The organism is Flavobacterium glycines, assembly GCF_900100165.1.
Classification (GTDB): domain Bacteria; phylum Bacteroidota; class Bacteroidia; order Flavobacteriales; family Flavobacteriaceae; genus Flavobacterium; species Flavobacterium glycines.
Genome location: NZ_FNEO01000010.1, coordinates 27,054 through 39,853, shown reverse-complemented (window position 1 = coordinate 39,853; position 12,800 = coordinate 27,054). Strand labels below are relative to the sequence as shown.

The window sequence follows — 12,800 nt, the reverse complement described above, 5'->3', positions numbered from 1 at the left end:
AAACAAATGAAAGCAAAAGCATTCGACACTCGATTATTCAAACGAATATTACACTATACAAAGCCTTACCAATGGCGTTTTAATGGCGTGGTGGTATTTGCCATTTCATTGTCTGTTTTTTCAGCGTTACGTCCCTATTTACTAAAACAAACCGTTGACAGTTATATTCAAACAGAAGATGCTTCGGGGCTTTTGCTCTATATCTCTTTGATGGGAATTGTACTGCTGCTGGAGGTTTTTTCTCAATTTTATTTTGTGTATTGGGCTAACTGGTTAGGGCAGGATATCGTAAAGGACATTCGTCTCAAATTATTCAAACACATTTTGAGTTTCAGAATGAAATATTTTGATTTGGTTCCTGTTGGGCAACTGGTAACTCGCTCTGTATCGGACATTGAATCGATTGCGAGAATTTTCAGCCAGGGTCTGTTCATGATTATAAGTGACTTAATGAAAATGGTGGTCGTACTCATCTTTATGTTTTACATGAACTGGAAACTCACCTGGATTGTTATTGTTGCCATGCCAATTTTAGTTTACATCACACGAATTTTCCAACGCAAAATGCAGGTTGCTTTTGAAGAAGTACGCACACAAATTGCCAACATGAATACTTTTGTACAGGAACGGGTTACAGGAATGAAGATTGTACAATTGTTTAATCGCGAAGATATTGAATTGGAAAAATTTAAAATAATAAATGAAAAACATCAAAATGCCTGGATAAAAACGATCCTTTACAACTCCATCTTCTTCCCTATTGCCGATATTATTTCATCTTTAACTTTGGGATGTGTTGTATTGTATGGCGGTATAAAAATCCTAAATGGAGACCATTTTACTACTTTCGGAGATTTGTTTTCTTATACAATGTTTATCAGTTTATTGTTCAACCCTTTGCGTCAAATTGCTGATAAATTCAACGAAATGCAATTAGGAATGATTTCGGCTAATCGAGTTTTTGAAATCATTGACACTCAGGATCAAATTCAGGATAACGGAACAATTGAAGCTCCTGTTTTTAATGGAAATATAACCTTCAAAGACGTTCGTTTCAGCTATATCGACAATGAAGAAGTCATAAAAGGCATTGATTTACAAGTCAAGTCAGGTGAAACCATCGCTATTGTAGGTTCGACCGGTGCAGGAAAATCAACCATTATCAACTTACTGAATCGCTTTTATGAAATAAAAAGTGGTACAATTTGTATTGACAATATAAACATCGAAAACTACACTTTGAATTCGCTTAGAAAACAAATTGCAATCGTTTTACAGGATGTATTCTTATTTGCTGATACCATTTACAATAACATCACTTTAAACAATCCGAACATCAGCAGAGAGGATGTTTACGCTGCCGCAAAAAAAATAGGGGTTCATGAGTTTATCATGAGTTTACCTGACAATTATGATTTTGATGTAAAAGAACGCGGAGTAATGCTTTCTTCCGGTCAACGCCAGTTGATTGCTTTTTTAAGAGCTTATGTGAGTAATCCAAGTATTTTGATTCTGGACGAAGCGACTTCTTCTATTGATACCTATTCCGAAGAATTGATTCAGCGGGCTACCGAAACCATTACCAAAGGAAGGACTTCTATTGTTATTGCACACCGACTGGCAACCATTGTCAATGCTGATAAAATTGTTGTAATGGACAAAGGTTTAATCGTAGAAGAAGGAAGTCATCAGGAGTTAATCAACAAAGAATCGGGTTATTACAAAAACCTTTATGATTCTCAATTTTCATTAGCTGAATAATTCAAAATGAGCAATTCTGACAGCATATTACAAGCAGAGCAAATAAGTATTGGCTATACCCACAAAAAGGAACAAAACATTGTGGCTTCCAATATTGACTTAAAGCTGGAAAAAGGAAAACTTGTGGCATTAATTGGTGCAAATGGTATTGGAAAATCAACCTTATTACGAACAATAACAGGCATCCAAAAAACAATTTCAGGAACTGTTTTATTGAACAAAAAAGACATTCACCGTATGAATCCTTTGGCTTTAGCCAAAAATTTAAGTGTGGTTTTGACCGAAAAATTGCCTCCAAGCAATCTTAGTGTCTTTGAATTGGTAGCTCTAGGAAGACAACCTTACACCAATTGGATTGGAACACTTACCGAAGAAGACATCGAAAAAGTCAATCAGGCTTTAAAGCTTACGCAAATTGAGCACTTGGCAACCAAAAGACATCACGAAATTAGTGATGGACAATTACAAAAAGTTTTAGTAGCAAGAGCTTTGGCACAAGACACTCCACTAATCGTTTTAGACGAACCCACTACACATTTGGATTTATTGCACAAAGTTTCCTTATTCAGACTTTTAAAAAAACTAACTCAGGAAACTCAAAAATGCATTCTGTTTTCTACCCATGATATTGATTTAGCTATTCATTTAAGCGACGAAATGATTATCATGACTCCTGAAACGGTAGTTCAGGATCAACCTTGTAATTTAATTTCTAAAGGTATATTTGGTAATCTTTTTAAAGACGAACATATTACTTTTGATGCAGAAAAAGGAAGATTTATTTTTTCTTAATCTCTTGATAAAACGACAAACCATCTTCTTAAAAAAACACTGTTTTTCAATTAATTACAATAAAAAAATCGTACTTTTAATACTCTTTTTTTTGCTGCTCCAAAACTAAACTTATCTACATCATTAAATAATCTTTAAATTTTTTAATCATGGAAAATTTGTTTACCCTGCCCAAAAAAATGATTACCCTGGTAATCCTACTCTTCCTTTTTGCCTGTAGTTCAGACGACATGACAAACAGTGATTTACAAAGTAATTCTACAGCATTACTGTCCGGAAAAACCAATACAGATAAACTCCTGGTCTTTAAAGGTCCCGAAGTCCAGTTTGGATACGGAAAAGTTCGTTCCTGGATAAGTGTCTCCCAAAGTGGAACCCCAAACGAAATAGGTCTTGAAATTACACCTGAGGCTTTTAAAAATCTTACCGATGAAAATGACAAAAAAATCCCTGCCGACCATTCAACCGTTATTGTCCCATTACACCTAAAAGCCAAACAACTTACCCCGTTCAATCACATAGGACTCAACTGGAATCCACGTGGTCACATACCTGAAGGCGTTTTTGATGTCCCACATTTTGATATTCATTTTTACATGATTTCTATAGCCGATCAAATGGCAATTCCTGCCTGGTCTCAGGAAACTGATGCCGCATTCAATAATTATCCGCCGGAAGGATACATGCCTGCCGATTACTTTACTCCTCCCGGAGATGCAACTGCCGAAGCTCAAATGGGAAAACACTGGTTACCTGTAAATTTAGGTGCTTTTTTACCTTTCTCAAAAATTATGATTTATGGTTCTTATAACGGGAAAGTAATTTTTACAGAGCCCATGATTACACTTGACCATCTACTTTCACATGTTGATAGTAGCACGGATTATTCCCAACCGCAATTTTTCCAAAAACCCGGAAATTACCCAACAAAATACAATATTTATCACAATCCCGATAATGGCAACACTTATATTACTTTAAGTGGATTTGTTGCACGGGAATAATGCTCTAAAACAAAAAAAGAGGAAGCTTTTGCTTCCTCTTTTAATACTTTTCTAAAAACTAAATCCCCCGGATTGCAATCTGTCTCTTTGCTTCGCCAACCACAAAAGCCACCGAATTAGCAATATTAAAACTTCTGATTAAAGAAGACATTGGTATTGTCAATTGATTCTTTTTTTCAAACAAATCCATAAATTCCTTACTCAAACCAACACTTTCTTTTCCAAAAACCAACCAATCACCATCTTGAAATTCATTTTCTAAATACGATTTTTCAGCATGGGAACTCATCAGGAAAACCCTTGATTTATCCGAAATTTGCTTTAACCATTCATCTGCATTTTGATATTCGGTAACATCAAGATGCACCCAATAATCCAAACCGGATCGTTTTAAGTTTTTATCATTAATCACAAAACCAAAAGGATGAATTAAATGCAAACGGCTCTCGGTTCCTACACACAAACGACCAATATTTCCGGTATTATTAGGGATTTCAGGTTCTACTAAAACGATATTTAACATCTTATTTTTTAAATTGATTATTGGATTTTGATATTGCAATTGTGATTGTCATTGCTATTTATCATTTAAATTGAAATCTTCGACTTCCTTTACTTCTCCGGCCTGCAAATTATCTAAATACACATTACCTACACGAACACGCACCAAACGTAAAGTAGGAAACCCAACAGCTGCTGTCATTTTTCGCACTTGTCGAAATTTCCCTTCATTCACTGTGATAGAAGCCCAGGAAGTAGGCCCATGGCGTTCATCTCTTATTTTTCTTCCTCTGATTCCAAACTCAGGAATTTCATGAATCAATCTGGCTTCGCAAGGTTTCGTTATGTATTTTCGCCCTTTAAAACCTATCTCAACCCCTTTTTTCAATTCTTCTATAGCTTGTTGTGTAATAATGCCATCCACCTGAACGTAATACTCTTTATATACTTTTTTGGAACGAACAAGTTCACTCATCTTCCCATCGGTAGTGAGCAACAATAAGCCTTCGGAATCTTCATCTAAGCGACCGATTGCCATAGTTCCTTCAGGAAAATCATATAATTCACCCAAAAGCTTCTTTTTTCGTTTCAATTCGTAAATAAATTGACTCAAATAACCATAAGGTTTATGAAGAATAAAATGATGATGCGACATGCCTTGAAGTAAAATTTGGGCAAAAATACACAAATCAAAGCATTGTTAAGTCATTATAAATCGATTTAAAAAGACACATTCAAACCAAAATTAAAAACTACCTGAAACTGATTAAAATTTTGATTTTGAACCGGCTGAGAATAATAATTCATACCCGGTTCCACAAAAATGCTTGTTTTCTTATACAATTCGTATTGCAATGTACTGCTTAAAACGGTTCCAAAAACCATATCATTAACATCTGAATTCTCTCCAATTTTACTGTTATTAAGCAACACTTTATTCGAAATTACTTTCCCAACAAAGCCTCCGGTATTCAGGTTAACACGTGCTTTTCCTTTATTTAAAACAGCATAAGAAACCTCCATTGGCATTTCTGCATACTGTACTTTTTGAGATAAATCGGCGGTTTCATAAAAGGAATTACTTACTGCATTTTGAGAATAATTTTGATTTTTCGGAATAAACAAATAATTCGCATTATTAGTTATACTCCCTTTTTCTTTAGGAGAAGCTGAAAAAGAAGATTTGGAAACATTAATCAAACTTTTTGCCGAATTTACATAAGAAACATTGACCATCTTCTGCCCTAGTTCACTAATTTTCAAACCTGTACTTACAGCCCAACGACGATTAAGCTTATAATTGGTTTTTACCCCATAATTGTATCCTTTTTGAGATTCAATAGTATTTCCTAAGGATTTTTGATTGTTTATATTTTGTGAATTGTTAATTCCTGCAAAAAGCTGCAACGACCATCTGTCTTTTTCTGATACTGTTTTTTCTTTCTTTTGAAGTTCTTTTTCTATCGCTGCCAGTGGATTTTCTTTCTCTTCAATTGAATTTGGCATTTCTTTTATTTTATCCTCAACAACTGATTTTTCAACTATAATTTTATTTTGCTCCACAATTGAATTGGGTTGATTTCTAAATATTTTTTGAGTACTTTTTATTTCTTGTGCAGATGTTAGATTCTCATTTTTATTGGCTAAAGCAGTCGTGGTTTTGTTTGTAATTACCGTTGCTGTCTTTTTATTTTGATTCGAATTTTTTAGTTGATCCGAATTTAAAAAAGTTGCTTTTGTACTCGTTGATTGTTCTTGTTTTCCGCTTGCAACCGTAGCATTAGATTTTAAAAAAGACTTTTTTAAATTATGCTTTTCTGTTTCTGTTTTATTTTCAATACTTACTTTTTCCGCTGCATCTTCTGTTCCTGACTGATTAACCACTCCTTTTTTTGATTCGGCAGGCAGAATTACCGCATTAGTATCAGGATGAGAATTAAAAATAACCAAAAGTCCTAACCCAACAACTAAAGTTGCCGCTACAGACCACCAAAAGGGAAACCTTCTTTTGGTTTCCGAATTATCTAATTTCTCCTCAATCCCCTGCCACAAATCATCCGGAGGGGTTTTAGAAAAATCTTCCAAAGAAGAAAACAGTTTATCTATATCGTCTTTTCTCATATGCTCTTATTATTGTATTTCTAAGCGAAATTCAAAATTCATTTTTACTCATTTTTTAAAGCCATCAAGGCTACAATTTTCTTTTGTAAATTGCTCTTTGCCCGATTCAAATTAGACTTTGATGTTCCTTCCGAAATATTCAAAGCAAGTGCAATTTCTTTATGTTTCATTTTTTCAAAATAATACAAGTTGAAAACTAAACGGTATTGATCCGGGAGTTGCTGAATACATTCTAATAATTTTTCTTGCGGAATTGAAAAAGTATCTATTTCTTCTTCGTCAAGAATATCATCCTGATAAATCTCTTCTGCAAAAAGCACATCTCTTTTTCTTTTATTTAATGTCTCTATCAACTTATTGATAAAAATACGTTTTAACCAACCCTCAAAACTTCCTTCAAAACGATATTGATTCATTTTTTGAAACGCGATTACAAAAGCTTCCTGAAAAACATCTTTGGCATCCTCCTCATTTTTCATATATTTCAGACACAAACCATACAATACAGGAGCAAACAACTGATAAATTCTCTGTTGTCCTCCTCTATCATTTTCGATACATTTCCGGATATAATAATCTATAGATTCTTTCAAAAAAAAGGTCTTAAAATAATTTGACGTAAACAAATTTAAGCATTCCCAACCATTTAAATTACTTGGTGTAAGTCAAAACATAACCATCGGGAAAATTGTCCTGAATACTCATTTCTTTATTATCAACATTCAAAATCACATAACTCATTTGATTGAAATTCAACAAATAGTGTAATTCATTATCAAAAATAGTTTTTCCCATTTTTACAGTATATTCATAAATTCCCGTTTCGACATCATTAGTAAAAACTATCACTTTTTTATTTGCTCCAAAAACCAATTTTATAGTAACACCGGTACTTTCGGGAGTAACAATTTCATTTCCTGAAAATCCACCTCTGGATTCTTTCCAATGCCAGGTCCCAATAATAGCGTGCTCATTGATAACATCTTCCTCATTCTTTAACGAACAAAACGAAAGAAAGAATGCAAAAACAATCAAATAAGCCAGGTTTTTTCTACTCATGATAGTACTTTTTGATATTTATTTAGAGTACAAAACTCAAAAAAGGTTGCGTATGAAATCTTTAAAAAATATCTTTTCCATTCAATAAAAAATGCTTTTAATCAGCATTAATCTTTATTTTTGCTTACTTTACCTATAAAACATTCTTATGCTTACTATGTTTCCTCTTTTATTATCATTTGTTATTGCTCTTGCCATTGGTATCTACATTGGAAAACTCATTTTTTCTGCCCGTTTTCAATCTGAAAAAACAAGTTTAGAAGAAAAATTGATTGCACTTACTTCCCAAATCAATCAATTGAAAGAACAATTTTCTAATGACAAAATCAATTTCGAAAAACAATTAGAAAACAGCAACCAGGAAAAAGAAGCGATTCGAACTGAAAAAGACAGTCTGGCTATCCAACTTTCGAAAAAAGAAGTCGATTTTGATAATCTTTGGGAAAAAAACAAAGAACAAAAAGAAGAAGTAGAAAAACTTCAGGAAAAATTCACCAAAGAATTCGAAAACCTGGCCAATAAAATTCTGGACGAAAAATCAAATAAATTCACCGAGCAGAATAAAGAAAACATGAAAAACATCCTGACTCCGCTTCAGGATAAAATTCAGTTATTCGAAAAAAAAGTCGAAGATACCCACAAAGAAAGCATCGATTATCATGCGGCTTTACGCCAACAAATTTTGGGCTTGCGCGAAATGAATATTCAAATGAGTAAAGAAACCCTGAACTTAACCAAAGCCTTAAAAGGTGATAGTAAAATGCAGGGAAACTGGGGCGAATTAGTTTTAGAACGCGTATTAGAAAAATCAGGTTTAGAAAAAGGCCGTGAATACGAAGTACAACAAAGTTTCACAACCGAAGAAGGCAATCGTGTCATGCCCGATGTGGTTATTAATTTACCTGACGGCAAAAAAATGATTGTGGATTCTAAGGTTTCATTGGTAGCTTATGAAAAATACATTAATGAAGAAGAAGAGGATTTAAAAAATATTTATTTAAAAGAGCATACTAATTCTATTAAACGTCACGTAGAGCAATTAGGAAACAAAAACTACCAGGATTTGTACCAAATTGAAAGCCCTGACTTTGTGTTGCTTTTTATTCCTATCGAACCGGCATTTGCTATTGCACTAAACGATGATGCATCATTGTACAACAAAGCATTTGAAAAAAACATTGTCATTGTAACTCCTGCCACTTTATTAGCCACTTTACGAACTATTGACAGCATGTGGACCAATCAAAAACAACAGGAAAATGCATTGGAAATAGCCAGACAAGCAGGAGCATTATATGATAAATTTGAAGGTTTTGTTGCCGACTTGATTAAAATAGGCAAAAAAATTGACGAAACTAAAATAGAATACACCGGCGCCATGAACAAACTAGTTGACGGAAGTGGAAACCTGATTACAAGAGTTGAAAAGCTCAAAAAGATGGGGGCTAAAGCTAAGAAAGCACTCCCAGAAAGTATTATCGCCAGAGCAAAAAAAGATGATAATCTCATAGAATAAAACAACAGCCGTTTCAACAATTAATGATTTAATGAAACGGCTTTATTTTTGTTTTTTCAAATTATAAACCCTTTCATACATAAACCTTTTATCTCGGATAAAAAGCATTAAAAAACCGATATTCCACCTATTCTTTACTCTTGTTTTATTAGGATTTTTACACTTTTTTTTCTAACTTTAAGTAGAAAATTAATGCTGCGATGAAAAAAATTCTACTCCTTTTTTTGTTTTTTTTCGGCATTCCAATAGCTGCTCAGGATAAAAAAATGACCACTACTGGCACTATTACTTTTGAAGCATCTGTACCTTTTTATGAAGCCGTTGAAGCTAAAAACAACAAGGTTTACGCTCTTTTAAACTCTAAAAACGGAAATATTAATTTTGTTGTTTTCGTAAAACTTTTCCATTTTGAAAGAAGCCTAATGGAGGATCATTTCAATGCTAATTATATGGAAAGTAAAAAATATCCTAAAGCAACGTTTAAAGGTCAGATTGAAAAATTTTCAATTACTAAAATCAACAGTATTCCAACTGATTATTTCATCAAAGGACGTATCAATATTCACGGAGTAACTAAGAATATCAAAGTACTTGCTAAAATCTCAAAAACTGCTGAAAACAAAGTTTTAATTCAATCTGATTTTAGTTTGGACACCGACGATTATAACATTGATATTCCTTTCATTGTACGCAATAAAATATCTAAAAATGTCAATGTCAATATTAATTGCATTTTATAATAAAAAAGAAAACTACAAAGCAGTTTAAAAAACCCGTATTAAATTAAATCCAAAGGAAATCTCTCCTTTCCCCCAGTCTCCTGTTGTATGACCTAAAAAACCGGCTTCATGCATGGCTTTGGAATTAGTAAAAAGTACCTGAAAAATATGTCCGCCTGTATCAATATCTAAACCTACTGACAATGGATTTTTAAAAACCGATTGACTGGCTCTGTTTAGATGCGCTCCATAATCCATATTCAATGATAATCTTTTGGATAACTTATATCTCCCTCCTATTCCGACGGCAAACTGGTTTTTGTCCTGAGGATTAGGCGTAACAACATTATTGTTTTCATCTAAAATTTCCACCAGAAAACCTTCATGAAAAAAAGTTGGCGCAACTTCTAAAGAAAGCTTATCCGTAATTTTTCTTGAAATCAATAATTGGCTTACATAACTCAAACGATCCTGAAAATCAAGTGAAGGATAATTAGCTTTATCCAACTCGGTATTTGCGGCTAAACTATTAAAAAAAGCAATAGCTACCGGAGAACCATTTGTTTTCTGATTAATTATTAAATATTTCAAACCTAAATCATAAGTTTTTTGAAATCCGCTTCTTGCAGCCTGAATTGTAAATTTATCAGTTATACCATAAGCAAATTTGAGTTGCGTAAACGCATTATCCAGTCCAAAAAATTCTTTAATTCCTTGGTCCAGATAATCAAAACGGTGTGAAATAATCAAATAAAAATCTCCTTTGCCAATTAATTTTGTAGATTCAAAATTTACAATTTTCAATGCTTTAAAGGCAGGATTAGCAGTGCTTTCCATCGACTTATCGTCAATCTCTTTTAATAAGTCATTTTGAGCCAAAAGTAACAAAGGGAAAAAGAATGCAAGGAACGTATATTTTATCTTCATATTCGTTTAATTTAAAATTACACATTGATCCATCTTAATTTGTTCCAAAAGGGAATCATACCCAATAAGACGCCCTTTTATCTTTAAATTCGATTTTATTCTGATACCACTTACCAGTTTAGTTGAAAAGACAGCAAATAATTTTTCATCTAAAACGACAGACTGTGTTTCAATGCTTACCATACTAACTGCACCATTAACAACAATTGTCTTATTTAAATATTTCGAATCAGCTGCTGTTTCATTATTCTGATAGGCAGAAAAAAGAGTTTTTACATCCATAGTATAACTCTCCTCTTCAGTTGAAATATTGCGATGGTCTTTATAAACATAAAAATATACCGCCATAAAAAGAAGCGTCATAACTAAAATCCCTATTCCTATTTTTTTTCTCATAACCTCAAAAAACAAACAAAATAACACATTGATTTTAAGACAAATACAACAATTATTTAGTAAATTTACTTAAAATTTAAATACAAATGCCATGAGAACTATTTTTAAATTATATTCAGCAACATTACTTTTAGTAATGAGCAGTTGTTCGTCTGGCGGTGATTCCAATTCGGATCCAGACCCTGATCCTACCCCAACAACAATTACCTATACGAACACAATTAGTTCTATAATATCAGCCAATTGTATTTCATGCCATGCCAGTACTCCTACAAACGGTGCAACAATTTCTTTGAACACCTATGCCAAAGTTAAAACCGCTGTAGAAAGTAATGGTTTAATAGACCGAATTTCATTACCGCAAGGAAACACAAGTATGATGCCTAAAGATGGTACCCGATTGCCCCAGGCTACTATTGACAAATTCACCAATTGGAAAAATAATGGCTATCCAGAATAACACAGATGAGACTTTTATTTCTTTTTACCGCTATTTTTTTCTTAGGAAAAACAACTGTTTTTTCACAAGACAAAAAAATTACTAAAACCGGACAAATTATTTTTGAAGCTTCTGTTCCTTCTTTTGAAGAAGTAAAAGCTACAAATCAATCTGTGAGTTGTATTATCGATACTAAAACAGGAGAAATTGCCAGTTTAGCTTTAATGAGAGGTTTCCACTTTAAAGTAGCTTTAATGGAAGAACATTTTAATGAAAATTTTATTGAAAGCGATCAATTTCCAAAAGCCATTTTTAAAGGAACAATCAAGGATTTCAATCTATCCGCAATAGAATCTAAAGGAACAAAATTCAATGCAAACGGCACACTTACTTTACACGGAGTATCTAAGCCAATTGCTGTGACTATTTTACTTAAAAAAATGGGAAACGACCTTGAATTAACTTCAAATTTCAATTTAAATCCAAAAGATTTCAATATTACTATTCCCAAAATCATTCAGCCCAAAATGGCTGAAACAGTTCAGGTTCAAATCGATTATTTATTGAAATAATTATTTTAATAAAAACTTACTCTTTAATACAATCCCGTAAAGCTTCTTCAAGATTGTTAAATTGAAATTCAAACCCGAGTTCCTTTATTTTTTTATTAGATATCCTTCTTCCTGTTAGGATTAGTTTAGCCATTTCTCCTAAAAAGAATTTTATTAAAAATGAAGGTACACCTGGCAACCAAACAGAATAACCATAAATCTTTGCCAATACTTCAGAAAATGTTTTGTTAGTAGTATCATCAGTAATAGCAGCATTGTAAGCTCCTCTCATTGTCGAATTTTTGATGGCTTCCAAATAAATACGACACAAATCATCTATATGAATCCAGGGCATATACTGTTTTCCTGAGCCTAAAACCGAACCCAATCTTAACTTAAAAACAGGAGCTAATTTTTTCAAAAAACCATCCTCTTTTCCTAACACTAAACCCGTACGGATTTTAACTGTTCGGATTCCCAGTTTTTCAAATTGATTAGCTGCCGCTTCCCATTTTTGACAGGTCAAACCTAAAAAGTCATTTGTTGGTTGCATTTCTTCAGTACAAATAGCACGGCCATTAATCGCTCCATAAATTCCAACAGCAGAAGCCGATACAAAAGCTTCTGCTTTTTTATTAGATTTTACTAAAGTATCAAAAATCAATTGTGCTGAAAGCTCTCTACTGGACAAAATAGACGCTTTTCTTTTCTTTGTCCAGCGTTTTTCTACAATACTATCTCCAGCCAAATGAATAATGTAATCAGCCTTTCGGATGGCTTCTTCTTCAATAAACTGTTTTTCTACATCCCAGCAGTAATAAAAAACATTTGCTGTATTTACTCTTTTATTTCTGCTCAGAACAGAAACCGAAAAACCATTAGCAATTAACAGTTGTGTTAAATGCCTGCCTACAAATCCAGTTCCTCCGGTTATCAATACATTTTTTTTCATTTCATCTTTTTAATCAATATTCAAAGATACGAAGATATTTTGTTTAACATTAGTGAAAAATA

The 12,800-nt window shown here is 33.0% G+C and carries 15 protein-coding genes; 7 read left to right on the top strand and 8 right to left on the bottom strand.

What is annotated here, in order from left to right; all coding sequences use genetic code 11:
• The first annotated feature begins 6 nt into the window (after nt 1-6).
• From BLR17_RS15590 to BLR17_RS15580, 3 genes are all read left to right on the top strand, one after another.
• Nucleotides 7-1,761 carry an ABC transporter ATP-binding protein gene (locus BLR17_RS15590; protein WP_066324540.1) on the top strand — a complete coding sequence of 585 codons (1,755 nt, stop codon included), beginning with the start codon at nt 7-9 and terminating at the stop codon, nt 1,759-1,761.
• Nucleotides 1,762-1,767: 6 nt separating this feature from the next.
• On the top strand, nt 1,768-2,553 hold the full coding sequence (locus BLR17_RS15585; protein WP_066324538.1) for an ABC transporter ATP-binding protein: 786 nt from the start codon (nt 1,768-1,770) through the stop codon (nt 2,551-2,553).
• Nucleotides 2,554-2,702: 149 nt separating this feature from the next.
• Nucleotides 2,703-3,557, top strand: coding sequence for a DUF5602 domain-containing protein (locus BLR17_RS15580; RefSeq protein ID WP_066324534.1), 855 nt, complete (start codon nt 2,703-2,705; stop codon nt 3,555-3,557).
• A 58-nt stretch (nt 3,558-3,615) separates the two neighbouring features.
• On the opposite strand, the gene BLR17_RS15575 is transcribed toward BLR17_RS15580, so the two are convergent.
• The 5 genes from BLR17_RS15575 to BLR17_RS15555 all read right to left on the bottom strand — a co-directional run bounded on the left by BLR17_RS15575 (nt 3,616) and on the right by BLR17_RS15555 (nt 7,238).
• Nucleotides 3,616-4,080, bottom strand: a complete 465-nt coding sequence (locus BLR17_RS15575; RefSeq protein WP_066324531.1) for a tRNA (cytidine(34)-2'-O)-methyltransferase — start codon at nt 4,078-4,080, stop codon at nt 3,616-3,618.
• Between the two features lie 54 nt (nt 4,081-4,134).
• The gene (locus BLR17_RS15570; protein ID WP_066324529.1) at nt 4,135-4,713 is read right to left on the bottom strand and encodes a pseudouridine synthase; all 579 of its coding nucleotides are present in this window, start codon (nt 4,711-4,713) and stop codon (nt 4,135-4,137) included.
• Nucleotides 4,714-4,778: 65 nt separating this feature from the next.
• The gene (locus BLR17_RS15565) at nt 4,779-6,179 is read right to left on the bottom strand and encodes an outer membrane beta-barrel protein (protein WP_066324528.1); all 1,401 of its coding nucleotides are present in this window, start codon (nt 6,177-6,179) and stop codon (nt 4,779-4,781) included.
• A gap of 44 nt (nt 6,180-6,223) precedes the next feature.
• On the bottom strand, nt 6,224-6,772 hold the full coding sequence (locus BLR17_RS15560) for an RNA polymerase sigma factor (protein WP_066324525.1): 549 nt from the start codon (nt 6,770-6,772) through the stop codon (nt 6,224-6,226).
• Between the two features lie 58 nt (nt 6,773-6,830).
• Nucleotides 6,831-7,238, bottom strand: coding sequence for a hypothetical protein (locus tag BLR17_RS15555; protein WP_066324523.1), 408 nt, complete (start codon nt 7,236-7,238; stop codon nt 6,831-6,833).
• A 148-nt stretch (nt 7,239-7,386) separates the two neighbouring features.
• On the opposite strand from BLR17_RS15555, the gene rmuC reads away from it, so the two are divergent.
• Nucleotides 7,387-8,754 (top strand): DNA recombination protein RmuC, encoded by a 1,368-nt coding sequence (gene rmuC, locus BLR17_RS15550; RefSeq protein WP_066324522.1) that lies wholly within the window; start codon nt 7,387-7,389, stop codon nt 8,752-8,754.
• 200 nt (nt 8,755-8,954) lie between these two features.
• On the top strand, nt 8,955-9,494 hold the full coding sequence (locus BLR17_RS15545) for a YceI family protein (protein ID WP_066324515.1): 540 nt from the start codon (nt 8,955-8,957) through the stop codon (nt 9,492-9,494).
• A 24-nt stretch (nt 9,495-9,518) separates the two neighbouring features.
• Here BLR17_RS15545 and BLR17_RS15540 read toward each other — a convergent pair whose 3' ends face one another.
• Nucleotides 9,519-10,400: a DUF5777 family beta-barrel protein gene (locus tag BLR17_RS15540; protein WP_066324513.1), complete on the bottom strand. Its 882-nt coding sequence runs from the start codon at nt 10,398-10,400 to the stop codon at nt 9,519-9,521.
• A 6-nt stretch (nt 10,401-10,406) separates the two neighbouring features.
• Entirely contained in the window at nt 10,407-10,796 is a 390-nt protein-coding gene (locus BLR17_RS15535; protein ID WP_066324511.1) for an OB-fold protein, read from the bottom strand.
• 91 nt (nt 10,797-10,887) lie between these two features.
• Between BLR17_RS15535 and BLR17_RS15530 the strand changes: the two genes are divergently transcribed.
• Nucleotides 10,888-11,256 carry a hypothetical protein gene (locus BLR17_RS15530; protein ID WP_083189163.1) on the top strand — a complete coding sequence of 123 codons (369 nt, stop codon included), beginning with the start codon at nt 10,888-10,890 and terminating at the stop codon, nt 11,254-11,256.
• A gap of 5 nt (nt 11,257-11,261) precedes the next feature.
• The gene (locus tag BLR17_RS15525; RefSeq protein WP_066324509.1) at nt 11,262-11,807 is read left to right on the top strand and encodes a YceI family protein; all 546 of its coding nucleotides are present in this window, start codon (nt 11,262-11,264) and stop codon (nt 11,805-11,807) included.
• Nucleotides 11,808-11,823: 16 nt separating this feature from the next.
• Here the strand turns inward: BLR17_RS15525 and BLR17_RS15520 are convergent, their stop codons facing one another.
• Nucleotides 11,824-12,738, bottom strand: a complete 915-nt coding sequence (locus BLR17_RS15520; RefSeq protein WP_066324501.1) for a TIGR01777 family oxidoreductase — start codon at nt 12,736-12,738, stop codon at nt 11,824-11,826.
• Between the last annotated feature and the right edge of the window lie 62 nt (nt 12,739-12,800).

Coding starts and splice junctions, on each gene's coding strand:
- BLR17_RS15590 (WP_066324540.1), top strand. CDS start 7: ATGAAAGCAAAAGCATTCGACACTCGATTATTCAAACGAATATTACAC.
- BLR17_RS15585 (WP_066324538.1), top strand. CDS start 1,768: ATGAGCAATTCTGACAGCATATTACAAGCAGAGCAAATAAGTATTGGC.
- BLR17_RS15580 (WP_066324534.1), top strand. CDS start 2,703: ATGGAAAATTTGTTTACCCTGCCCAAAAAAATGATTACCCTGGTAATC.
- BLR17_RS15575 (WP_066324531.1), bottom strand. CDS start 4,080: ATGTTAAATATCGTTTTAGTAGAACCTGAAATCCCTAATAATACCGGA.
- BLR17_RS15570 (WP_066324529.1), bottom strand. CDS start 4,713: ATGTCGCATCATCATTTTATTCTTCATAAACCTTATGGTTATTTGAGT.
- BLR17_RS15565 (WP_066324528.1), bottom strand. CDS start 6,179: ATGAGAAAAGACGATATAGATAAACTGTTTTCTTCTTTGGAAGATTTT.
- BLR17_RS15555 (WP_066324523.1), bottom strand. CDS start 7,238: ATGAGTAGAAAAAACCTGGCTTATTTGATTGTTTTTGCATTCTTTCTT.
- rmuC (WP_066324522.1), top strand. CDS start 7,387: ATGCTTACTATGTTTCCTCTTTTATTATCATTTGTTATTGCTCTTGCC.
- BLR17_RS15545 (WP_066324515.1), top strand. CDS start 8,955: ATGAAAAAAATTCTACTCCTTTTTTTGTTTTTTTTCGGCATTCCAATA.
- BLR17_RS15540 (WP_066324513.1), bottom strand. CDS start 10,400: ATGAAGATAAAATATACGTTCCTTGCATTCTTTTTCCCTTTGTTACTT.
- BLR17_RS15535 (WP_066324511.1), bottom strand. CDS start 10,796: ATGAGAAAAAAAATAGGAATAGGGATTTTAGTTATGACGCTTCTTTTT.
- BLR17_RS15530 (WP_083189163.1), top strand. CDS start 10,888: ATGAGAACTATTTTTAAATTATATTCAGCAACATTACTTTTAGTAATG.
- BLR17_RS15525 (WP_066324509.1), top strand. CDS start 11,262: ATGAGACTTTTATTTCTTTTTACCGCTATTTTTTTCTTAGGAAAAACA.
- BLR17_RS15520 (WP_066324501.1), bottom strand. CDS start 12,738: ATGAAAAAAAATGTATTGATAACCGGAGGAACTGGATTTGTAGGCAGG.